Genomic DNA, 23,996 nt, shown 5'->3' on the forward strand with positions numbered 1-23,996 from the left:
GCCCGTCGCACTCATTGCGGCATGCCGCTCATCCCGCTTGCGCGCCGCAGCGCTGCCGCGTCGAGCCGGTAGCCGTCGAGAAAGACCGTGTCGACATGGCGCAGGTTTCCCAGGTCCTGTGAGACATCGCCGTTGACCAGGATCACGTCCGCCGTCTTTCCAGTCGCGATCGAGCCGGTCCGGTCCGCCATGCCCGTCAGCTTCGCCGGAACGATCGTCGCGGTCTGCAAGGCCTCGGCGTTGCTGAGGCCGGACTGCTGGTACAGTTCGATCTCCCGCACGAGTTCGAGGCCATAGCCGTCGGTCCCCGCGACGATCGGCACGCCGGCGCGGTGCAGGCGACCGACCAGCCCGACCATCTTCGTGAAGCTCTTGCGGAAATCGTCCCGAGTCAGGTCGCCGAACAACGGATAGCCCGCGATTTTCCAGCCGCGTACCACCGATGGCGGCGAAACATCGGCGAAGGCCGCATATTCGGGGGACATCGCGGTGCCGTCCGACGTCATCAACTGCTCCCAGACGGTCAGGGTCGGATCGATCACCGTGCCGCGCTTGCCGAGTTCGGCGTAGAAGGCCGTCATCGCCGGGGAATCGAGGTCGACGTCCTTCCCGTATTTCGCCGGGCCTTCCAGCCTGGCGGCGGTGTTCGCCTTGTCGACCACGTCCTGCGGCATCGCCTGCATCATGATGAAGTTGATGTGCGTGACCTCGTCATAGCCAGCGCGTACCGCATCGAGCGGGCGCATGCCCGCGGGGACGTGGCCGTGGACGTGCAGGCCGAGCTTGTGCGCCTCAGCCGCCGCCGGGGCGATCCACGCCGGATTCATCGACGTGTAGAATTTGACACCCCAAAGCCCGGCCGCCTTGATCTTGTCGACGGCCGCGATCGCCTCGGCGGCGGACGTGACGGTCAGCGCGCCTTGTGCTGCGAGCGGGTCCTTGCGATCGATGATCACCGAGACCTTGCCGTCGGGCGCGAGCAGATCCCCCGCCGCGCGGCGCTTGTAGATGCTGAGCGTCTCATCGATCATCGAGCCCGGGCTGCGGTAGTTGGTCATCCCCGTCGCGACGTTCTGCAACAGGTTCCAGTCGTCGCCACCGACGTGGCGGTGCGCATCCCATAATCCCGGGAGGATCGTCTTGCCGCGTCCGTCGAGCACCGTCGCCCCGGCCGGTGCCGTGATCGTTCCGCCCGCCGCGACGGTCGCGATCTTGCCGTTGGCGATCAGGACCGCGCGATCGGGAAGATACTTTCCGGCAACGGAGTCGAACAGGAGGATGTGGTCGACCAGCGTCGGCGTCGCATTGGCCGGGCGCAGGAAGCGATGCGCAACGTCGCGCACCATGTCGGCTGTGGCATCGTCCTGAATCTGCTTGAGCCGGGGGCCGGCCGCCTCATAGCCTTCGGGCAGCAGCGAGATGATGCCCGCATTGCCGAAGAAATGGTTGTCGGCGTCGAGCCACATCGGAATCGGCGAAAAACTGTAGCCCGTGATGAAGGCGAGCTTCACCGTCTTCGGTCCCTGCGGCCCCGTGATCTCTACCGGCTTGCCGACGACGATCGAGGCGTGGCCTGTCGGAAGCAGATCGATTCCCTTGTCGCCCGCCGCGACGAGTGCCTCGATGTCGCTTTCCCCCGCCAGCCAGGGGCCGCCATAGGTGTTGTAGCGCTTGGCCGCGAACGGCGCGGCACCGCCGTCCACTGCGGTCTTCCAGTGCGCGACGCCGCCCGAATCGACGCTGAAGCTTTCGGTCGCATCGCCCGAATCGGTGAAGCCGCGGATCTCGATCGCGGTTGGCCGCTTGTCGGGGCCGGTCGTCATCAGCTCGTCGGTCTCGGTGACCCAGCCGCGCAGCGTCATCGACATGCGATAGGCGACGCGCGCGTCGGCGGTTCGCCACGACCAGATATCGCCATGTTTTCCCGCGACCGAACTGATCGTGTAGTGGCGCGCCCCGGCGGGCGGGGCCATGAGTTGCTCCTTGGTCGCGGGACCGGCGACGGCGGCCGAGGACACGGTGGCGAGCAAGACGGCGAGACCCAGTCGAAGCATGATGATTACCCCCCGGCGGTGTTTTCGGGAGACTGACAAGTCGCGGCCGTGGGAGCAAGAGCGGGTGTGTTCGCCGGAATCCCCCGATCTCGGCGGTTCGCGCCGCCTTGTTGTCCGCGCTGCGTGGTCGCGGCACGGACGCGATCGATGGCGCTGCGCTCTCGCTCTGCCGTGGCGGTGCAACAAAGCATTGACGCTAAAGGATACAACGGGAACGTAGAGCGCGATGACGGCTCCCTGGCACTTCTGGATCGATCGCGGCGGCACCTTCACCGACGTCGTGGCGCGCAAGCCGGACGGCCAGCTGGTATCGGCAAAATTATTGTCGGAGGATCCCGAGCGCTATGCCGACGCCGCGGTCGAGGCGATCCGGCGGCTGACCGGGGGCGGGGACGTTCCGCTCGCGCTGCGAATCGGCACGACCGTCGCGACCAATGCGCTGCTCGAGGGGAAGGGCGAGCCGACCGTCCTGGCGATCACGCGCGGGTTCGGGGATGCGCTGGTGATCGGGCATCAGGAACGCGCCGACATCTTCGCGCGCGACCTCGCGCGGCCCGCGCCGCTGTTCGCTCGCGTCGTCGAGATCGACGAGCGGGTGATGGCGGATGGCGGGGTGGACCGGCCGCTCGATCGGGAGGCGGCGCGCGTCGGCCTGCAGGCCGCGTACGATGCGGGGTTGCGCTCGGTCGCGATCGTCCTGATGCACGGCTATCGGTTCACGGCGCACGAGGCGACGCTGGTCGACGTCGCGCAAGACATCGGCTTTACCCAGATTTCGGCCAGCCATCGGGTAGCCCCCGTGATCAAGCTGATCGGGCGTGGCGATACGACGCTGGTCGATGCGTATCTGTCCCCCGTGCTCGACCGCTATGTCGCGGGGCTGAGCGCGGCGCTCGGCCAGGGTGCCTTGTTCATGCAATCCTCGGGCGGGCTGGTCGACGGCGCGCATTTCCGCGGCAAGGATGCGATCCTGTCGGGGCCGGCGGGGGGAATCGTCGGCATGGCCGCGACCGCAAGCGCGGCGGGGTTCGACCGGATCATCGGCTTCGACATGGGCGGGACATCGACCGACGTGTCGCATTATGCGGGCACCTACGAACGCGAGACCGAGACGCTGATCGCGGGCACGCGGATCCGTGCGCCGATGCTGCGGATCCATACGGTGGCGGCGGGGGGCGGGTCGATCTGTCGGTTCGACGGGCAGCGGTTGCTGGTCGGGCCGGAGAGCGCGGGCGCGGTGCCGGGGCCGGCGTGTTATCGGCGCGGTGGCCCGCTGACGGTGACCGATTGCAACGTCCTGCTCGGCAAGTTGCAACCCGACTTCTTCCCCGCATTATTCGGCACGCAGGGCGATCAGCCGCTCGACCGCGCGGCGGTGACCGCGCGGTTCGCGGACCTGCCGCTCGATCCGCAGGCCGCGGCCGAAGGCTTCGTCGCGGTCGCGGTGGCCAACATGGCGAATGCGATCCGCACGATCTCGGTCGCACGCGGGCATGACGTGACGCGTTATACGCTCGCGTGTTTCGGTGGCGCTGGCGGGCAACACGCGTGCCTGGTCGCCGATGCGCTCGGGATGGACCGCGTGATGATCCATCCGCTCGCGGGGGTTCTCTCGGCTTACGGCATGGGGCTGGCCGACCGCCGCGAGCTGCGCGAACGAACGCTGGGCGTCGCGGTCGACGACCGTGCCGCGATCGATGCGGCATTCGCAGTGCTGGCGGAGGAGGCGCACCGCGCGCTTGCGGATCAGGGCGTCGCCGCAGGGGATATTACCGTGGAACGCCGCGTCCACCTGCGGCGCGGGCAGACCGAGCATACGATCGAGCTCGATTTCGCGGATACCGCGACGATGGTGGCGGACTTCGACACCGCCTATCGCGCGCAGTTCGGTTTCACGACAGCGCAGGGCCTGGTCGTCGATCGCCTCGTCGCCGAGGCCGTTGCCAAGAGCCTGCCGGTCGAGACGACGCTGATCGATCTCCCGCGCGACGCCGCCGCGCCGATGGCAATCGTGCCGGTCTATATGGCAGGCGTGCTCCAGCAGGTGCCGGTGCTGGCGCGCGCGGGTTTGCCTGCGGGCTACGCGTTCGAAGGGCCGGCTCTGATCATCGATCCGGTCTCGACCACGGTCGTAGAGCCTGGCTGGCGGGTCCGTGTCGACGCGATCGGCAACCTGATCCTCGACCGCGCGGTGGCGCGGCAAACGGTACGGATCGGGACCGAAAGCGATCCCGCGCGGCTCGCGATCTTCGCGGGCCTGTTCATGAGCATCGCCGAGGAAATGGGCGCGGCGCTGCAGCGCTCCGCCGCCTCGGTCAACATTCGCGAGCGGCTCGATTTCTCCTGCGCGCTGTTCGACGCGCGCGGCAATCTCGTCGCCAACGCGCCGCATATCCCGGTGCATCTCGGCTCGATGGGCGAAAGCATCCGCACGATCATCGCGGCGCGCGGTTCGCATGCGGACGGGCGGGGGATCCGGCGCGGCGATGCCTATGCGCTCAACGCACCGTATCGCGGGGGTACGCATCTTCCCGACATCACGGTGATCCTGCCGGTCTTTGCGGAAGGGAGCGACGCGCCCGACGGGTTCGTCGCCGCGCGCGGGCATCATGCCGATGTCGGCGGGATCACGCCGGGATCGATGCCGCCCGACAGCGTCTCGGTCGAGCAGGAAGGCGTTCTGCTCGACGACGTGCTGGTGGTCGACGAGGGGCACTTTCGCGAGGCCGAGTTGCGTACCCTCTTCGCCAGCGGTCCGTTTCCCGCGCGCAATGTCGACCAGAACATCGCCGATCTCGCGGCGCAACTCGCGGCCTGCGCGCGCGGGGCTGCCGGTCTGGCGCGGATCGCGGGCGAATATGGGGCGGATGTCGTCAGCGCCTATATGGAGCATGTCCAGGTCAATGCCGACGCCGCCGCACGCCGCCTGATCGCCGGGCTGCAAGACGGTAGCTTCGCCTATGAGATGGACGATGGCGCGGTGGTCCGCGTCGCGATCGGGGTCGATCGTGCGGCGCAAACCATGACGGTCGATTTCGCGGGAACGAGCGCGCAGCGGCCGAACAACTTCAACGCGCCGGTGTCGATCGTCCGCGCGGCGGTGCTGTATGTGCTGCGCGTGCTGATGGACGAGAGCGTCCCGCTTAACGACGGCTGCCTGCGCGGCGTGACGATCCTGGTGCCCGAAGGCTCGATGCTCAACCCGTGGTTCCCCGCCGCGGTGGTGGCGGGGAATGTCGAGACGAGCCAGGTCGTCACCGATGCGCTGTTCGGCGCGCTCGGCGCGATGGCGGCGAGCCAGGGGACGATGAACAATTTCACCTTCGGCGACGAAACCTACCAATATTACGAGACGATCGCAGGTGGTTCGGGCGCGGGTGCCACGTATGACGGCACGCCCGTGGTCCAGTCGCACATGACCAACAGTCGGCTGACCGACCCGGAGATCTTCGAGACGCGCTTTCCGGTCCTGCTCGAGGAGTTCTCGATCCGGGCAGGGTCGGGCGGGGCGGGCGCGCACCGCGGCGGGGATGGCGGAACGCGCCGCATCCGGTTCCTCGCGGACATGACCGCCTGCATCCTCGCCAATCGTCGCCGCGTGCCGCCGTTCGGACTGGAAGGCGGGGCCGAGGGCGAAGTGGGGTCCGCCAGCGTCGAGCGTGCCGATGGCTCGATCGAGCCACTCGGATCGACCGCCAAGGTCGCTATGCGCAATGGCGACGTGTTCGTCATCGAAACCCCCGGCGGGGGCGGATTCGGAGGCGGTTGAATGCTCGTGCTCGCAGGAATCGGGGTAATCGTCGCGGGCTTCCTGCTGCGCTTCAATCCGTTGCTGGTCGTCGCGGTCTCGGCGCTGGTGACGGGGCTGGCGGCGGGGCTCGATCCGCTCGCGATCCTCGCGGCGTTCGGCAAGGCGTTCAACGCCAATCGCTTCGTCAGCGCGGTCTACATCGTGCTGCCGGTGATCGGCCTGCTCGAACGGCACGGCTTGCAGGAGCGCGCGCGCGGGGCGATCGCCGCGCTTAAAGGCGCGACGGTCGGGCGGTTGTTGATCGGCTATCTGCTGTTCCGCCAACTGACCTCGGCGCTAGGCCTGATTTCGATTGCGGGTCCCGCACAAAGCGTCCGCCCGCTGGTCGCGCCGATGGCGGAAGCCGCGGCGGAGCGGCAGGGGCTTGCGCCCGGTGGCGATGCGATTCCGGCGATGGCGGCGGCGACCGACAATATCGGGCTGTTCTTCGGCGAGGACATCTTCATCGCGATCGGGTCGATCCTGCTGATGAAGGGGATCCTCGAAGGCTATGGCATCGTCATCCAGCCGCTGCATCTGTCGCTCTGGGCGCTTCCGACTGCGGTCGCCGCGCTGGTGATCCACGGTGCGCGGCTGCTGTGGCTCGATCGCCGTCTGGCGCGGCGCGGATGATCGGCACGAATTTCATTTATGGCCTGGCCGGACTGGTGTTCGCGGTGTTCGCCGTGCTGGCGGCGACCGACCGGGGAAACCGCAAGCGTTTCGGCAATGCCGGCTTTTACGGTTTGCTCGCGGTGAGTTTCCTCCTTGGCGACCGGATCGGCGATATTGGCAATGGCGTGCTGGTCCTCGGCCTCGTCGCGATTGCGGGGACGGGCGCAATGGGTCGGGGCGCACGCGCCACCACCGGCCCGGTCGAACGCCAGGCGGAATCGGAAAGGCGTGGCAACCGGTTGTTCCTCCCCGCCCTCGTGATTCCGGCGACGGCGCTGCTGGGTACGCTTGCCTTCAAGGCAATGCCCGCGCTGGTCGATCCGAAACAGATCACGCTGGTGGCGCTCGCCTGCGGCGTGATCCTCGCGCTCGCGGCGGGCTATGCGTGGTTCCGCGCGCGGCCCGCGACGCCGTTCGTCGAAGGGCTGCGCCTGATGGACAGCGTCGGCTGGGCGGCGGTGCTGCCGCAGATGCTCGCGAGTCTCGGCGCGGTGTTCGCGCTCGCTGGGGTCGGGCAGGTGGTCGGCGGGCTGGCGGGGGCGGCGATTCCGGACGGCAGCCTGATCGGCGCGGTGCTGGTCTATGCGCTCGGGATGACCGCGTTCACGATGGTGATGGGGAATGCGTTTGCGGCCTTCCCGGTGATGTTCGCCGCGGTCGGAATGCCGCTGCTGATCGGGCGGTTCCACGGCGATCCCGCGGTGATCGCGGCGATCGGGATGCTCGCGGGCTTCTGCGGCACGCTGATGACGCCGATGGCGGCGAACTTCAATCTCGTCCCCGCCGCCTTGCTCGACCTGAAGGACAAGGGCGCGGTGATCCGCGCGCAGGTGCCGACCGCGTTGCCGCTGCTCGGCGTGAACATCGCTCTCTTGTATTGGCTGGGGTTCCGATGACGATGTTCGATTCCGTGTCCGCCGAGCGCTTCGCCACGCTCACGCTCGGGCATCTGACGCGCGAATGGCCGTACAAGCTCGACCAGATCCTGACCGGGCCGGACGATCTTGCCCTGCCGAAGATCCTGCATCCGATCTTCCACGGCAGCTTCGACTGGCACAGTTGCGTTCACGGCTGGTGGCAGGTGATGCGGCTCGCGCGGCTGTTCCCCGATATGGCCGCCACCGCCACAGTAGAGGCGCTTGCCGACCGGATGCTGGTGCCGGATCGCGTGGCGGGGGAAGTCGCCTATCTCGGCCGGCCGATGACGGACGGGTTCGAGCGGCCGTACGGCTGGGGCTGGCTGCTCGCACTCCACGCCGAACTCGCGCTTCGTCCCGACCGTCCCTGGGCCAATGCGCTGGAACCGCTCGCGCGGGCGTTTGCGGCGCGGTTCAAGGCGTATCTCCCCAAGCTCACTTATGCCGTGCGCAGCGGCAAGCATGACAGCACCGCGTTCGCGCTGATCCACGCGCTGCGCTGGGCGCGGACGCACGACTGGGAACTTGCCAGCGTGATCGAGGCGCGGGCGCGATCCTGGTTCGGCGCGGACCGGGACGCGCGGCCGTGGGAGCCGAGCGGCGAGGACTTTTTGTCCGCCACGCTGTGCGAAGCTGTCCTGATGCGCGACGTGCTCGGCAACGACGCGGGGGCGTGGCTGGCCGCATTCCTGCCGGATCCGGCGGGGGCGGCAGTCGCCTGCCTGCGCGTGCCTGCCCTCGTCACCGATCGCCGCGATGGCCGTCTGGCGCATATCGACGGACTCAATCTGGCGCGGGCGTGGTGCTGGTACAGCCTCGCCGACGCCTTGCCCGATCCCGCGGCAACCAAGGCCGTCGCGCGGGCGCATCTGGACGCTGCGCTCCCGCATCTCGCCGACGACTACATGGGCGAGCATTGGCTCGCGACCTTCGCCCTGCTCGCGCTGACGGCCTGACGGAGTAACCGTCGCCTCGGTTTGGGCGGCGTGCCGAGGCCGGCCCCGCGCTAAATCCGCGCGTTCCCGCTTCGAAGGCCAACCCCCGCTATAATAAGCATGAACCCCAGGCAGCATGCCCGGGGGACAACCGTGCGAGGCGGACCCGATCGCGGCGTTCCGGGTCGAGGCGGGCGAACTGCTCGAACAGATCGAGCAGGGGCTGCTCGATCTCGGCCACCGGCTCGACGATCGCGATCTGGTCGACGAAGTTTTCCGCGGCCTCCACACGCTCAAGGGCTCGGGCGCGATGTTCGGGTTCGATGCGCTCGCCGGGTTCACGCATCATTGCGAGACCGCGTTCGACCGCGTCCGCAAGGGACTGGCGCCCGCGACGCACGCACTGGTCGCGGCGATCCTGTCGGCCAAGGACCATATGCGCGCGCTGATCGACGGCGACGGCGCGGGGCTGGAAGCCGAAGGTGCCGCGATCCTCGCGCAGCTCCAGGCGGCGATCGACGAAGGCGCGGACGGTCCGATCGCCGCGCCGGCCCCCGTCGATGCCGGATGGTCCCTGTCGTTCCGGCTTCCTGCGGATGCGATGGCGAACGGCACCAACCCGCTGATGCTGCTCGACGAACTGCGCGCGCTGGGGGCCTGCCGCATCGTCGCGCGGACCGACGCGATTCCGCCGCTTGCCGATCTCATCCCCACCGAATGCCATATCGGGTGGGACGTCGAGCTGCGTGGCGACGTGTCGCGCGGCGATATCGACGACGTGTTCATCTTCGTGATGGACGACATGGCGCTGAAGATCGAACCGCTGGCGTCGGTCGTGGTCGCGGTCGCCGATGCCACGCCGCCCGCCGGACCGGTCACCAGCGCCCCCGCGCCCCTGTCCGAACCCGCGCCGGCTACGGTGGCGCGGGTCGCCGTCGCACCGGGCGAGAGCGTCCGCGTTCCCGCCGAGCGGCTCGACGAGCTGATGGACCGGGTCGGGGAACTCGTCATCGTCCAGAGCCGCCTTTCGCAAGTCGCCAAGAGTGGCGGCAGCGCCGACGATCTGGTCCTGCGGTCGATTTCGGAAGAGATCGAGCGGCTGGCCAGCGAATTGCGCGAGACGATGATGGTGCTGCGGATGGTGCCGGTCGCCACGCTGTTCGGCCGCTTCCGTCGGCTCGTCCACGATCTCGCGCGCGAAACGGGCAAGACGATCGAGCTCGCGACCGAGGGCGAGGCAACCGAGATCGACAAGACCGTGATCGAGCGGCTTGCCGATCCGATGATCCATCTGATCCGCAATGCCTGCGATCACGGCCTGGAAACGCCCGCGCAGCGCACCGCCGCGGGCAAGCCCGCAACGGGGCAGGTCCGGCTCTCGGCCTATCAGGCCGGCGGCGAGGTCGTCATCACCATCCGCGACGACGGCCGCGGGATCGATTGCGACCGCGTTCGCGCCAAGGCCGAAGCGCAGGGGCTGGTCCAGCCCGGCCAGGCGATGACCGAGCAGGAGACGCTCCAGCTCATCTTCCATCCCGGCTTCTCCACCGCGGCGCAGATCACCAACCTGTCGGGACGCGGCGTCGGGATGGACGTCGTCAAGCGCACGATCGAGAGCCTGCGCGGCGGCATCGATGTGACCAGCGTGGTGGGGCAGGGGTCGACCGTGGTGCTGCGCATCCCGTTAACGCTCGCGATCATCGACGGGTTGCTGATCCGCGTCGGCACCGGCCGCTACGTGATCCCGCTCGCCGCGGTCGAGGAATGTATCGAGCTGAGCCTCGAGGAGGATCTGCGCTCGCGCAGCCGCAGCTTCGTGACGTTACGCGACCGGCTGGTGCCGTTCCTGCGCCTGCGCGAGATGTTCGACACCGGCACGCGGCCCGATCCGCACCAGAAGATCGTGGTCATCGCCACCGGCACGGAGCGCGTCGGGCTGGTCGTCGACCAGATCATCGGCAGCCACCAGACCGTGATCAAGCCGATGTCGCAGCTCCACCGCGACGTCACGACCTTCGCCGGCGCGACCATCCTCGGCGACGGCGGGGTCGCGCTGATCCTCGACGTCGCGCAGCTCGTCGCGCTCGGCCAGCAGCAGGAGGAGCGGCTTCGCGCCGCTGCATAAGCCATGGACGGAAACCAGACCCAGTGGGACGCCGACGGCACGCTCGAAGTGCTGACCTTCAACCTGCAGGAAGAGACGTTCGCGCTCGAGGCGATGCTCGTGCGCGAGATCCTCGACCTGCTGCCCGAGACGCGCGTTCCGGGCGCCGACCCGCTCGTCGGCAGCGTCGTCAACTTCCGGGGGCGGATCATCCCGATCACCGACCTGCGGCTCGCATTCGGCATGCCCGCGGCGGAGGCGACGGTGGATAGCCGGATCGTCGTGATCGAGATCGACGCCGGCAGCGGTTGCATCCAGCTCGGCATCCGCACCGACAAGGTCCACGAGGTCGCGACGCTGCGGCAGGACGCGAGCGAGCAGCCCCCGGTGGTCGGCATGCGCTGGCGCCGGGAATTCGTGCGGGATCTCGTGCGGACGCCCAGCGGCGTCATCGTCATCCCGCGGCTCTCCGCGATTTTCGCCGACATCCTCGGCACGGACGTCTCTGCATATTCCGCCGCTTAACTCGTCTCCGATCGATCGCCGCCGTCCCTTCAAATTTCGCGATACGCACAAGGAAGCTTTGCAATGGCCCTCACTCTCTTCGATCGCGTATCCTCCAGTGTCGTCATGGCCGAACTCGCCCGGCTCGAGGGCGCGATGGCGAGCGGCAACATCGCCGAGCGCGCCGATCTGTCCATCGCGCGGGGGCAAACCCAGGGCGTGCTGAGCGCGGTCAACCAGTTGCTCGACAAGGCGCTCCATCCGGTCACCGCGCTGGCTGGAAACATCGGCGTCATGTGCGCGCAGCACGACCAGGGCGACATCGACGTCGTCCTGCCGGAGGGGCATTTCCAGGGCGAGCTCGCGATCATGGCGAAGCGCGTGAACGACCTCGTCGGCAGCCACATCGCGGTGAAGAGGCTGGCGATGGCGTGCATCAAGGAATTCGGCGAGGGCAATTTCGAGGCACCGCTCGCGCAGCTTCCCGGCAAGAAGGCATTCATCAACGCCACGATCGAGACGCTCCGCGGCAATCTTCAGGGGCTGATCTTCGAGATGCAGCACATGTCGAGCGAGCATGACAAGGGCGACATCGACGTCTTCGTCCCCGTCGACAAGTTCCGCGGCGACTTCGCCGTCATGGCGCAGGGCGTGAACGCGATGGTCGCGAGCCACATCGCGGTGAAGAAGAAGGCGATGGCGTGCATCAAGGAATTCGGCGAGGGCAATTTCGCAGCGCCGCTCGAGCAATTTCCCGGCAAGAAGGCGTTCATCAACGACACGATCGAGACGCTGCGCCGCAACCTTCGCGAAATCACGCAGGAAATCCAGCGCCTGATCGTCGCCTCCACCGCCGGCCATCTCAGCGAGCGCGGTGACGACAAGCGCTTCGTGGGGGATTTCGCCGCGCTGATCGCCGGCATCAACGGGATGCTCGACGCGATCCTGCTGCCGATCGCCGAAGGCAATCGCGTGCTCGACCTGGTCAGCACGGGGGACCTGGTGGAACGCGTCGACATCGCCTGCGACGGCGACCACCGACGCATGAAGGACGCGATCAACCTGCTGGTCGACAACCTCCGGCTGAGCGCCAATCTCGCCGACAAGATCGCCAATGGCGACCTCACCGTCACGCATCAGCCGCTGTCCGAGAAGGACATGCTGGGCCAGGCGCTGGTGCGGATGATCGAGCGGCTGCGCGGTGTCGTCGGCAATGCCAACGCTGCGGCCGACAACGTCTCGGCGGGCAGCCAGGAATTGTCGGCGAGTTCGGAGCAGGTGTCGCAGGGCGCCACCGAACAGGCCGCCGCTGCCGAGGAAGCGTCCGCGTCGATGGAAGAGATGGCCTCCAACATCAAGCAGAACGCCGACAACGCCGCGCAGACCGAGAAGATGGCGCGGCAGTCCGCCAAGGACGCCGAAGCCAGTGGCGTCGCGGTCGACAGGGCGGTCGACGCGATGCGTACGATCGCCGCGAAGATCGGGATCGTCCAGGAAATCGCGCGCCAGACCGATCTGCTCGCGCTCAACGCCGCGGTCGAGGCGGCGCGCGCCGGCGAACATGGCCGCGGCTTTGCGGTGGTCGCGTCGGAAGTGCGCAAGCTCGCGGAGCGCAGCCAGGCCGCCGCTGCCGAGATCAGTGAAGTCTCCTGCGACACGGTCAAGGCGGCGACCGAGGCGGGCGAGATGCTGACCCGACTGGTCCCCAACATCCGCCGCACCGCCGAGCTCGTCGCGGAAATCAGTTCGGCTTGCCGCGAACAGGATATCGGCGCATCGCAGATCAACGAGGCGATCCAGCAGCTCGATCAGGTCACCCAGCAGAATGCCGGCGCTTCCGAACAGATATCGGATACGTCGGAGCAGCTGGCGGAGCAGGCGGTCGAGCTCCAGGCGAGCATCGCCTTCTTCCGGGTAAGCGAAACGGCCGCGCAGCGCCCCACCGCTGCCGCGCCCGCCGCAGCGGCGGCGCGGCGTGTCCCGGTGCGCAAGGTCGCGGCGAAAAAGCCGACGCTGCGGCCCAAGGTCAATTCGATCGCGCATCAGAAGGCCCGCGTAAACGGCTTCGCGCTCGACCTCGCGATCGGCGGCCCGGACGAAGAGGACGCCGCATTCGACGCCCAGGCGGCATGACCGCCGCCCGCGAGATCCAGGCCGTCACCTTCGGGCTGGGGGCGGAGACCTTTGCGGTACCGGTCGCGCTGGTCCGCGAGATCCTCGACTATCGGACGCCGTTCCACATCCCCAATGGCCCGGACTATCTGCTCGGCCTCATCGACATGCGCGGTGAGGGCGTGACGACGATCGATTTCCGCCTGCGGCTCGGCCTGCCGCCGGCGGCGGCGACGCCGAATACGCGGATTCTGGTGGTCGACGTCCCTGTCGGCGATCGCGTGCTGGTGCTTGGCCTGGTCGTCGATCGCGTGATCGAGGTCAGCACCTTCGACGTCGACCGGATCGGCGCAGCGCCGGACATCGGCGTGCGCTGGCCGTCCGAGTATATCGCGGGCGTGGTCAAGCGCGCGGACGGGTTCGTCGTGCTGGTCGATGTGACGCGGATCTTCTCGAACGCGGAGGTCGACCGCATCGCCCCGCACGCGCTCGCCGCCTGATCGCGGGCGTTGGGGCGCACCGCCCCGCGCCTGCGCGCTTCGCCAGAATTTCACCGTCGGCAGTACTGCCCCGATATCGGATCCCGCTCTTGGCCCTTTCCGCCCCGCTATCGTCCCCCGGCCCCGACCGGATGAGCCAACGCCATTTCGATCGGCTGGCGGCGTACATCTTCGACTATTCGGGCATCAAGATGCCGGCGGCCAAGCAGACGATGCTCGAGGGCAGGCTTCGCCGGCGGCAGCGGATGGTCGGCGCCGAGACGCTCGACGCCTATTGCGACTATGTCTTTGCCGGCGACAATCTGGCGGACGAGGGTCTGTACCTGATCAACTCGATCACGACGAACAAGACCGATTTCTTTCGCGAGCCGGTTCACTTCCACTATCTCCGCAGCGTGGTGCTGCCAGACTTCGTGGCGCGCGGCGTGGCGGCGATCCGCGTCTGGAGCGTCGCCTGTTCGACCGGGCCGGAGCCCTACACGCTGGCGATGGAGCTTGACGATTTCGCCGGCAGGCACGGCGGCCCGTCCTATGGCATCCTCGCCACCGATCTCGACACCGACGTGCTCGAGACGGCCCGCGCGGGGATCTACCCGTCGGAGCTGATGGAGCCCGTGCCGGTGGCGATGCTGCACAAATATGTGCGGGCATCGCGCGACCCGGCGCGCAGCGATGTCCGGATCGTCCCGGCGCTGCGCAGCGCGATCGGCTTCGCGCGCCTCAACCTGATGGACGAGCGCTATCCGGTGGGCGCGCCGATGGACGTGATCTTCTGCCGCAACGTGCTGATCTATTTCGACAAGCCCACGCAGCGGCGGGTGGTGTCGCAACTCGCCGACCGGCTCGCACCGGGCGGCTATCTGTTCCTGGGCCATTCCGAATCGATTTCCGGGCTCGACTTGCCCCTGGTGCAGGTCGCCAACACCGTGTTCCAGCGAGACGACCGATGACGCCCAGGAAAAAGATCCGCGTCCTCATCGTCGATGATTCGGCGATCGTCCGCCAGACGATGACCGCGATCCTCGAAGAGGATCCCGACATCGAAGTCATGGCGACCGCGGCCGATCCGTTCACCGCGGCGCGCCGGATGGAAAAGGAAATTCCCGATGTCATCACGCTCGACGTCGAGATGCCGCGGATGGATGGCATCACCTTCCTGCGCAAGCTGATGGCGCAGCACCCGGTGCCGGTGGTGATGTGCTCGTCACTGACCGAGGAGGGATCGGAGACGCTGCTCCAGGCGATGGAGGCGGGTGCGGTCGACGTGATCCTCAAGCCGCGCGTGGGCGTCGCCGATCACCTTACCGAGCATAACCTCCAGATTCGCGACGTCGTGAAGGCTGCGGCGCGCGCGCGCGTCCGTGGCGGCGTGATGCGCGCGGCGCGGCCGCTCGTCCCCGAACAGAAGCTCACCGCCGACGCGGTGTTGCCGCCGCCGTCGGGCCGCCCGATGAGCCGCACGACCGAGATGGTGGTGTGCCTCGGCGCATCGACCGGCGGCACCGAGGCACTGCGCGCGGTGCTCGAAGTGCTGCCGGCGGATTCGCCCGGCATCGTGATCGTCCAGCACATGCCGGAGCATTTCACCCGCGCGTTCGCGGCGCGGCTGAACACGTTGTGCGAGGTCGACGTGAAGGAAGCGGTCGACGGCGACCCGGTGCTGCGCGGGCATGTCCTGATCGCGCCCGGCGGCCGCCACATGATGCTCGAGCGCCAGGGTGCGCGCTATTACGTGTCGGTGCGCGACGGGCCTTTGGTCTCGCGCCACCGGCCCTCGGTCGACGTGCTGTTCCGCTCGGCGGCGCGGGCGGCGGGCTCGAACGCGGTCGGCGTGATCATGACCGGCATGGGGGACGACGGCGCGCGCGGCCTGCTCGAGATGAAGCAGGCGGGCGCAACCACGTTCGCGCAGGACGAGGCGAGTTCGATCGTGTTCGGCATGCCCAAGGAGGCGATCGCGCGCGGCGGCGCGGACCGCGTGGTTCCGCTCGGCGCAATCGCGCGCGAAATGCTCGCGGCAGCGGCGCGGTGAACAAAAGGGTGGGCACGGAATGATACACGCGACGATAGAATGCGCCGGTGCGAGCCCGATCGGCGGGAAGCATGGCGACATGGCGCGCTGGGCGGAGGCACTCGCCACGGTCGCGCGCGACATCGATTCGCGTTTCGTCGTGGCGGGCGAGGCGCTGGCCGGAGCGTATGGCATCGTCGAGCGGATCGTCGCGTCGCTGGAAGCGGTTTCCCAAGCGCTCGAAGGCGAGGCCGTGACTCGGGCCGTGGCGGACATGCATGCCATAGCCGACCGCCTGACGCAGTTGCCGTCCACGCAGGTGACGCGCCAGGCGGCGCTCGTCACGATCGGGGGCTCGGGGACGGCGCTGCGCAATCCGCTCGCCCGGTTTGACCGGACGCTCCGGTTTCTCAGGATTTGCGGACTGAACATCAAGGTCGCGGCGGCCGGTGCGGACGGTTTCGGCGGTTTTGCCGACATGATGATCGATCGGCTCGATGTCGCCGAAACGGAAATGCGCAGCTTCGCCATGCAGCTCGAAACCGTCACGCGCGGCGTCGCCGCCGCGCAGGCAGCCGAGCAGAGCCTTGCGCGCGAAAGCGCCCGGGTCATTCCGGAGGTTCCGCGCAGGCTGTCGCGCGACGCGCTTGCGCTACAGGAGGAGCAGGCCAGCGCGGGCATCCTCGCGAACCGAATCGTCGATGCGGCGCGGGAGGTCCGCGGCAAGATCGCAACCGCGATCGGTGCGTTGCAGATCGGCGATATCACCCGGCAGCGGCTCGAGCATGTCGTCGCGGGGCTCGTCGCCCTGCAGGCGCTGGCAGCGCCCGCGCCCGACGAGACGGTGCAGGCCCATGTGCTGGCGTTGCTGGCCGCGCAGGCAACCGACACGACCGCGGATTTCACACGCCAGGCCGCGCTTCTGACGCAGACGCTGCGAGACGTTGGGCCGCACGCGACCGCGCTGATCGCGCTGACCGGGGATCGCCCCCCGTCGGCGGGGGGTTCCGCCCCGGGCGATGCGCCGCTGGAGCTGCTCGAGCAGAGCATCGACGAGGTTCGCGCACTGGCGGGCCGGTTGCAGGAAGCGGATGCGATCTCGGACCGGATCGGCAGTGCGACACTGGTGACCGCAGAGGCGCTCGCGCAGCGGCTGCTGGTCATTCAGCGCGTCACCCTCGACGTCCAGCAAATGGCGTGGAACACCGATTTGCGCAGCCGCCCGATGGGGGATGCCGGCCGCGGGCTTGGAGCCGTGGCCCTGGAAATCCGCAACTTCTCGCTCGAGCTCGAGCGCTTCTCGGCAGACATCGCCGCGATGTGCGGACAGATTACCGGCGCGGCGCAAGCGATGCACGCCGTCCAGACCGGAACGTCGCGCGTGGACGTGAGCCACGCGCTCGACGTCTCGCTCCAGTGCGTGCGCGACGGCGGTCGCGTCGTTCGCGAAGGGCTCTTCGGGCTCGAGGTGGAAGCGTCCGAGCTCAACGACTTCGTAGATCAGACCGCCCGGAACATCGCGTGCGATACCGCTTTCGGCAGCGTGCTGGAATCGACGAGCGCGGCGCTTGCGGACGCCGGGTCGTCGATTGCGGCACTCGACGAGGCGCCTCCCGAGCTTTCGGTCGTGCTCGCGCAGATTGCCGCGACATACTCGATGGCGCGAGAGCGCGATGTCCATCAGCGCTTCGCGATGATCCCGGCCGAGGCCATGATTCAGCCTACGATCGGTCTCGCGGCAAGCGACGACGAGGACGATGACGGGCTGTTCTGATGTCCTTCGCCGGGGCCGGTCGTCGCCCGTCGGGGGATGCGACGCTGGCAGCTATCCCGTCGCGGCTTCGTCCGGATCCAGATGGTGCCGCGATGATCCGCCCAACGCGAAGCTCCTGACGGACTTGCCAACGAAGAGGCATCCACCCATGAGTCCCGCGGCCGACGTCGCGTTTGTCAGGCCGCTTTGCGGGAACCGATAGCCGTACCGAAATGTACGGCCATAATGCCCAGGCGATCCTGCTCCGAGCTTCTTGAATGGACCGATTCGTATGGGCGTGACGTCATCCCGCGGAAATCCGCCCCAGCCGGAACGGGGGCAGCCGTCTGCCGCCGCGACGCATCCGCTCCTCGACGTTCGCGCGCTGGGGAAATCGGTGCCTGGCCCACGGCGGCTGTTCCGCCATCTCGACCTCGCGGTTTCGGCGGGCGAACTCGTCGCGATCATCGGGGAGTCCGGCGTGGGCAAGTCCACGCTGCTCAACATCCTCGCCGGGCTCGATGACGCGGACGAGGGCAGCGTGACGATCGACGGAAAGGACCTCGGTACGCTCGACGAAGCCGCGCGCACGCGGCTGCGCCGGGAGCGGATCGGCTTCGTGTTCCAGGCCTTCCATATCCTGCCCTATCTGACCCTGCGCCAGAACATCGCCTTGCCGCTGGCGCTCGTATCGCCCGATGCGGCGGCGGCGGACGTGCGAGCGGAGGCGATGCTCGACGCGGTCGGTCTCGCAGGACGGGGCGAAGGGTATGCGCGCGACCTGTCGGGCGGCGAACTGCAACGCGTCGCCATCGCGCGGGCGCTGGTCCACCGCCCTGCGCTGATCCTCGCGGACGAGCCGACCGGAAATCTCGACCCCGAGACGGCGGCGCGCGTGCTGGCGCTGTTCGCCGACGCGGTGCGCGGCAATGGCGCAGCCGGGATCATGGTCACGCATTCCGAGGCAAGCGCCGCGATCGCCGATCGGGTGCTGACGCTCGGTGCCGAGGGTCTGGTCGACCGGCGTGGCTGAGACCGCCGGTCTTCTCTCGGGCAGGCGCGCGCTCGCCTGGTTGATCGGCGGGGAGTGGCGGTTCCATCCGGCGCGTTTCCTGACGACCGCGATCGCGATCGCGGTCGGCGTCGCGCTGGGGTTCGCCGTCCATCTCGTCAACGGCTCCGCGCTGGCGTCGTTCGACGGGGCAATGCGCGGCGTCAGCGGGGCGGCGGAGCTGTCGATCCGCGCGACCAGTCCGCTCGGCTTCGACGAGCGCGTGTATCCGCGGGTCGCGCTGGCGCAAGGGGTTGCCGATGCCAGCCCGGTCGTCAGTCTCGATGCGCGGATCGGTCGCGTCCGTCTGACCTTGCTGGGCGTGGACGTGATCCGCGCCGCGGGCGTGACGCCGTCCCTGATCGGCCTGCGTCCGGCTGGTCCCGACACGGGCAACGACACCGCGCTCGACGAATCCGCGCTCTTCCTCTCGCGACAGGCGCTGGCCCGGACCGGCGCGCGCGTCGGCGCGATGGTGCAGGTCGTGGCGAACGGCAGGACGGTGCCGCTGCGGATTGCGGGCACGCTGCCAGCCACCGAGGACGCGGCGGTCGGCGTGATCGACATCGCGGGCGCGCAGTGGCGGTTCGGCAGGCTCGGGCGGATCGACCGACTGGATCTCGCGCTGTCCGATCGTGCCGCGGCGGAGGCGGCGTTGCGCACGCTGCTGCTCGCGGATGCCGTCCTGTCCACCGCGGCGGCGCAGAACGCGCAAGGCGATGCGCTGTCGCGGGCGTATCGCGTGAACCTCGACATGCTCGCGCTCGTCGCGCTGCTGACCGGCGGGTTCCTCGTCTATTCGGCGCAGTCGCTGTCGGTGGTCCGCCGGCAACGCGCGTTCGCGCTGCTCCGCACGCTGGGGATGCCGCGCGGAGGCGTCATCGCGGCGGTGGTCGTCGAAGGCCTGGTGATCGGTCTCGTCGGGGCGGCCGTCGGACTGCTGGCGGGTTATGGCCTGGCATGGGCGGCGTTGCACTGGTTCGGTGGCGATCTTGGTGCAGGGTATTTCGGCGGGAGCAGCACGCGCGTCGTGTTCCAGCCATGGGCAGCCTCCGGCTTCTTTCTCCTCGGCCTGCTGGCGGCGCTCCTCGGAAGCGCTTTGCCCGCCCGCGTTGCCGCGCGCGCTGCCCCGGCGGCAGCGCTGAAGAACGCGGGCGACGTGCTCGATCCGCGGCGTCCGGTCGCGTGGTGGCCTGCCGCGGTCCTGCTGGCGGCGGGTGCTGGCGTATCGCTGTTGCCGGCGATCGCGGGGCTTCCGCTGTTCGGCTTCGTCGGCATGGCGCTGATGCTGACGGGCGGCGTGGCGGGCGTGCCGTGGTTTGCGCGGACATTGCTCACCCCCTTGGCGCGACGGGGCAGGGGCAGTGTTCCGCGCCTGCTCGCGGTGCGCCACCTGCACGGCGCGCCCGGGGAGGCGGCGACCGCCTTGTGCGGGATCGTCGCCTCGACCGCGCTGATGATCGCCATGGCGACGATGGTGACGAGCTTCCGGGGAGCAGTCGACGACTGGCTCGGCGACGTCCTCGGGGCGGACTTGTACGCCCGGACCACGGGGGGCGCCTCGTTCGACCCCGCCACGCGGGCCCGCCTGTCCGCGACGCCCGGCATCGCGACGGTCGCGTTCAGCCGCCAGTTGCCGCTGACCATCGCTGCCGACCGACCGCCGGTCAGCCTGATCGCGCGGCCCGAACGCGACGGCCGCGATCCGCTGCTGGTGCTGATCAAGCATGCCGCATCCGTGCCCGCCGGTGCCTTGCCGGTCTGGGTGTCGGAACCCGCTGAGCGTCTCTACGGCTGGGAGCCGGGGGCGACGATCACCTTGCCGATCGCGGGTCGCACGCGCTTCTTCGTTGCCGGGGTCTGGCGCGATTACGGGCGGCAGGCGGGTGCCGTGCTGGTCGACGAAGCCGACTACCAGCGTCTGACCGGGGACGATCGTCGCGACGAGATTTCGGTGATCGCCAAACCGGGTCAGGACGTCGACCGGATCGCCGCAGGCCTGACCGCGCGGCTTCCCGTCGCGCTGCGCGACCAGGTCGAGATCACCCGGCCAGCGACGCTCCGCCGGTTTGCGCTCAAGCTGTTCGACCGCAGCTTTGCGGTGACCTATCTGCTGGAGGCGGTGGCGATCCTGGTCGGGCTCGCGGGCGTGGCGGCGACGATGTCCGCGCAGACGATCGCGCGCGAACGCGAGTTCGGGATGCTCCGCCACCTCGGCCTGACGCGCCGCCAGCTGACATCGATGCTGGCGACCGAGGGGGCGATCGTCGGTCTTACGGGCGCGCTAGCCGGGATCTGGCTCGGACTGGTGCTGGCGCAGGTGTTGATCCACGTCATCAATCCCCAGTCGTTCAACTGGACGATGACGACGCGCGTGCCGATCGGCACGCTGGTCAGCGTTGCGGCGGCACTGACCGGCGCGGCGGCGGTGACCGCGGTTCTGGCGGGGCGGCGCGCGACCGCCCGAAGTGCGATCCAGTCGGTTCGGGAGGATTGGTGATGCGGCGACCCACACTGTTGACCGGGTGGCTCGCCGCCATCGCCGTCGCCGCGCCGGCGGCCACGCCGTATCCGCAAGTCCGCCCCGGGATCGTCCTGCGCTTTCCCCTGGATCATGGCGCGCACCCGGCGTTCCGGACCGAATGGTGGTACGTCACCGGCTGGCTCAGGACCGACGATGGCAAGGATCTCGGGTTTCAGGTGACCTTCTTCCGGACGCGGCCGCCGGTGGCTGCGGGCAACCCGAGCCGGTTCGCGGCGAGCCAGGTGCTCTTCGCCCACGCCGCGCTATCCGATCCGGCGACCGGGCGGTTGTTGCACGGCGAGCGCGCCGCACGGCAGGGCTTTGGTCTTGCCTCGGCCCGGACGGGCGATGCGGACGTTGCCATCCGCGACTGGCGGCTCCGGCGCGTCGCGGACGGGCGCTGGCAGACCGCGGTGGTTGCCGAGGGGTTCAAGCTTGCGCTGACGTTCAAGCCCACGCAGTCGCCGCTGCCGCAGGGGCAGGGCGGGTACAGCCGCAAGGGTCCTCAGGCGGAGGAAGCGAGCTATTATTATTCGATTCCGCATCTGCAGGTCTCCGGGCGGGTCGATCGCGGCGGGCGGAGCGCGGTGGTCACCGGGGAAGCGTGGCTTGATCGCGAATGGTCGTCGAATTACCTGGCGCCCGCCGCGCAGGGCTGGGACTGGACCGGGCTCAACTTCGACGACGGATCGGCGCTGATGGCGTTCAGGATCCGGCGCAAGGGCGGCGGCACGGTGTGGGCGGGGGGCGCGCTGCGTCGGCCCGACGGCAGGACGGTGGCGCTCGGGCGTTCGGACGTGGCCTTCCGGCCGATCGCCGTGTGGCGGAGCCGGGCTACGGGTGCCGCATATCCCGTCTCGCAGGAGCTTAGCATTCGCGTGGACGGCAAGGTCACGACGCGCCGACTGACGCCGATGTTCGCGGCGCAGGAACTCGATGCGCGCCGAAGCGGGCTTCCCGTCTATTGGGAGGGCGCCGTGCGGACGCCCGGTGGTCGTGGCTATCTGGAACTGACCGGCTACGATCGTCCGCTTGCGATGTAGCCGCTGTGCGCGCGCCGGACGGTGATCGCGGTAGCGAAGCGGCGTGCCGTTGGGTGGTTTTGTAACCCCGACCGGCGTTCGAACGTGTCGCACAGTCCATTGCGACGTTGCCGCCGGCTGGCCCGTGCTGGCGGGAGTCGGGTCGGTTTGGGCTGATACGGAGCCCCGCCTTCGCGTGTCCTCGCGCCACAAAGACCGCAGCACCGGTGTCGATGGCCATCAGCGCGTCGCGGGAGAGCGGAAACGGGGCCTGCGTTGCTTCGGTTTCAGGGGATCTCCCGACATTCCTCAACAATTCGAGTGCCACACCGTCCCACCGCAGGTATGCAGGTCGCCATGGACTGGAATAGCAGCTGACATGCCACATCAGGTCGATTTCTTTCCCCCGCCGGATCGCCATTTGCGCCTCGTCGCCGAAAGTCCCATTCCCTCCGTCATCAGCGATCCACGGTTGCCGGACAATCCGATCGTCGCCTGTAATGCGGCATTTTGCGATCTGACCGGCTATCCGGCCGAGGATGTCGTCGGGCGCAACTGCCGCTTCCTGTCCGGTCCGGCGACCGAACCGTGGCTGACCGAGGAAATTCGTCGCGGCGTGCGCGAACATCGTCCGGTGCTCGTCGAGATCCTGAACTACAAGCGCAGCGGCGAGCCGTTTCGCAACGCCGTTCTTGTCGCGCCGATCTACGACGAAAAAGACGAATTATTGTATTTTCTGGGATCGCAACTGGAGATAGATCCCGCGTCGGCGACGCCGACGAGCATGCGCCGCATTCGCGCGGCGGTGATGGTCAAGGCATTGTCCCCCCGGCAGGCCCAGGTACTCAAACTTGTCGCAAACGGCCGGCTCAACAAACAGATCGCGGCTGAGCTCGATATCGCCGAAAAGACCGTGAAGATGCACCGCGCCATCCTGATGAGCCGCCTGGACGTGCATACCACCGCTGATCTGATCCGGCTCGCCGTGGAGGCGGGCCTTTAAAGCTGCATGCCTGGGATACGGCACAAATCCCGTATCGGTGGAACACCTGGTTCCCTCTACCAGAGTGGGGTCGCCACAGCGGCGTTGCCGTACGCCTTCCAGCCATTCGGTGTGCGGTCAGGCTAACCCTCGCCCATCTGGTGCCGCTGTGACGACATATCAGGGAATAAGGTCGTTTCGTCACGGTCGGAGCGACATCCCGCAGTATCTGCCCGGTGCATTCGTGCCGCGGATCATGCGTCGGAGGCCTATATGGATATCGTCACGCCCTTCCAGTTTTCGCTCGTCTACAACGCGTTCTCCTTCACCTTTGCGGCGATGGCGGCGGCGACCGCTTTCCTGTGGCTCAGCCGCAGCCAGGTCGCGCCAGCCTATCGGACCGCGCTGACTATTTCCGGGCTCGTCACCGGTATTGCCGCCTATCATTACTTCCGGATCTTCGAGAGCTGGAACGCGGCCTATGTCTTCAAAAGCGGGGTCGTCTCGGCGACGGGTTTCGCGTTCAACGATGCGTACCGCTACGTCGACTGGTTGCTGACAGTGCCGTTGCTGCTGATTGAACTGGTGCTCGTGATGCGGCTGTCGCGCGAGGAAACATCGTCCAAGGCGATCCGCCTCGGGTCGGCTGCCGCCCTGATGATCATCCTCGGCTATCCCGGTGAAATCGCCAGTGACATTGCGACCCGCGCAATCTGGGGCACGCTGTCGTCGATCCCGTTCGTCTACATCGTGTGGGAATTGTTCAGCGGTCTCGGCGCTTCGATCAAGCAGCAGCCGGCCAGTGCGCAGAACCTGGTGCGCAAGGCGCGCCTGCTGACCTTCGCATCGTGGGGCTTCTACCCGATCGTCTACATGGCGCCATATGCCGGGCTGACGGGCGGCACCGCGACCACGACGATCCAGATCGGCTATACGATTGCGGATATCGTCGCGAAGGCCGGCCTCGGAATCCTGATCTTCCTGATCGCGGTCCGCAAGTCGGAGGCCGAAGCCGAAGGACACACGGCCCACGCGCACTGACATCGTGCAAACGCTCCCGTC

Annotated in this window: 17 protein-coding genes; 16 read left to right on the plus strand and 1 reads right to left on the minus strand. The window is 68.3% G+C overall.

All coding sequences use genetic code 11. The features are described 5' to 3' along the window. Nucleotides 1–11 precede the first annotated feature (11 nt). The gene (locus tag RI03_RS04705) at nt 12–2,054 is read right to left on the minus strand and encodes an amidohydrolase family protein (protein ID WP_010215564.1); all 2,043 of its coding nucleotides are present in this window, start codon (nt 2,052–2,054) and stop codon (nt 12–14) included. 226 nt (nt 2,055–2,280) lie between these two features. Between RI03_RS04705 and RI03_RS04710 the strand changes: the two genes are divergently transcribed. From RI03_RS04710 to RI03_RS04785, 16 genes are all read left to right on the plus strand, one after another. Next, the gene (locus RI03_RS04710; RefSeq protein ID WP_010215565.1) at nt 2,281–5,823 is read left to right on the plus strand and encodes a hydantoinase B/oxoprolinase family protein; all 3,543 of its coding nucleotides are present in this window, start codon (nt 2,281–2,283) and stop codon (nt 5,821–5,823) included. After that, the gene (locus RI03_RS04715; RefSeq protein ID WP_010215566.1) at nt 5,824–6,477 is read left to right on the plus strand and encodes a DUF969 domain-containing protein; all 654 of its coding nucleotides are present in this window, start codon (nt 5,824–5,826) and stop codon (nt 6,475–6,477) included. Continuing rightward, nucleotides 6,474–7,415 carry a DUF979 domain-containing protein gene (locus RI03_RS04720; RefSeq protein ID WP_010215572.1) on the plus strand — a complete coding sequence of 314 codons (942 nt, stop codon included), beginning with the start codon at nt 6,474–6,476 and terminating at the stop codon, nt 7,413–7,415. Before RI03_RS04715 ends, RI03_RS04720 begins: the two co-directional genes overlap by 4 nt. Beyond that, on the plus strand, nt 7,412–8,392 hold the full coding sequence (locus RI03_RS04725; RefSeq protein WP_010215575.1) for a DUF2891 domain-containing protein: 981 nt from the start codon (nt 7,412–7,414) through the stop codon (nt 8,390–8,392). Before RI03_RS04720 ends, RI03_RS04725 begins: the two co-directional genes overlap by 4 nt. Nucleotides 8,393–8,507: 115 nt before the next feature. Then, nucleotides 8,508–10,496: a chemotaxis protein CheA gene (locus tag RI03_RS04730; RefSeq protein ID WP_010215578.1), complete on the plus strand. Its 1,989-nt coding sequence runs from the start codon at nt 8,508–8,510 to the stop codon at nt 10,494–10,496. A gap of 3 nt (nt 10,497–10,499) precedes the next feature. Then, nucleotides 10,500–11,000, plus strand: coding sequence for a chemotaxis protein CheW (locus tag RI03_RS04735; protein WP_010215580.1), 501 nt, complete (start codon nt 10,500–10,502; stop codon nt 10,998–11,000). A 105-nt stretch (nt 11,001–11,105) separates the two neighbouring features. Then, entirely contained in the window at nt 11,106–13,112 is a 2,007-nt protein-coding gene (locus tag RI03_RS04740) for a methyl-accepting chemotaxis protein (protein WP_010215583.1), read from the plus strand. Next, nucleotides 13,109–13,591 carry a chemotaxis protein CheW gene (locus tag RI03_RS04745; RefSeq protein ID WP_010215586.1) on the plus strand — a complete coding sequence of 161 codons (483 nt, stop codon included), beginning with the start codon at nt 13,109–13,111 and terminating at the stop codon, nt 13,589–13,591. Before RI03_RS04740 ends, RI03_RS04745 begins: the two co-directional genes overlap by 4 nt. 131 nt (nt 13,592–13,722) lie before the next feature. Next, on the plus strand, nt 13,723–14,541 hold the full coding sequence (locus RI03_RS04750) for a CheR family methyltransferase (RefSeq protein ID WP_010215588.1): 819 nt from the start codon (nt 13,723–13,725) through the stop codon (nt 14,539–14,541). After that, entirely contained in the window at nt 14,538–15,623 is a 1,086-nt protein-coding gene (locus RI03_RS04755) for a protein-glutamate methylesterase/protein-glutamine glutaminase (RefSeq protein WP_010215591.1), read from the plus strand. The genes RI03_RS04750 and RI03_RS04755 overlap by 4 nt, the downstream gene beginning before the upstream one ends. Before the next feature lie 19 nt (nt 15,624–15,642). After that, entirely contained in the window at nt 15,643–17,376 is a 1,734-nt protein-coding gene (locus RI03_RS04760; RefSeq protein WP_010215593.1) for a hypothetical protein, read from the plus strand. A 376-nt stretch (nt 17,377–17,752) separates the two neighbouring features. Then, nucleotides 17,753–18,388: an ABC transporter ATP-binding protein gene (locus tag RI03_RS04765; protein ID WP_238542276.1), complete on the plus strand. Its 636-nt coding sequence runs from the start codon at nt 17,753–17,755 to the stop codon at nt 18,386–18,388. Then, nucleotides 18,381–20,906 (plus strand): FtsX-like permease family protein, encoded by a 2,526-nt coding sequence (locus tag RI03_RS04770; RefSeq protein ID WP_238542277.1) that lies wholly within the window; start codon nt 18,381–18,383, stop codon nt 20,904–20,906. Before RI03_RS04765 ends, RI03_RS04770 begins: the two co-directional genes overlap by 8 nt. Then, the gene (locus tag RI03_RS04775; protein ID WP_010215597.1) at nt 20,906–21,973 is read left to right on the plus strand and encodes a lipocalin-like domain-containing protein; all 1,068 of its coding nucleotides are present in this window, start codon (nt 20,906–20,908) and stop codon (nt 21,971–21,973) included. The genes RI03_RS04770 and RI03_RS04775 overlap by 1 nt, the downstream gene beginning before the upstream one ends. Nucleotides 21,974–22,331: 358 nt before the next feature. After that, a complete protein-coding gene (locus RI03_RS04780; RefSeq protein WP_010215598.1) occupies nt 22,332–22,955 on the plus strand; it encodes a LuxR C-terminal-related transcriptional regulator in 624 nt (207 codons plus the stop codon). Between the two features lie 252 nt (nt 22,956–23,207). Continuing rightward, nucleotides 23,208–23,975 (plus strand): bacteriorhodopsin-like, encoded by a 768-nt coding sequence (locus RI03_RS04785; protein WP_010162638.1) that lies wholly within the window; start codon nt 23,208–23,210, stop codon nt 23,973–23,975. Nucleotides 23,976–23,996 lie beyond the last annotated feature (21 nt).

This window comes from Sphingomonas sp. PAMC 26621, from assembly GCF_000251145.1.
GTDB lineage: Bacteria > Pseudomonadota > Alphaproteobacteria > Sphingomonadales > Sphingomonadaceae > Sphingomonas.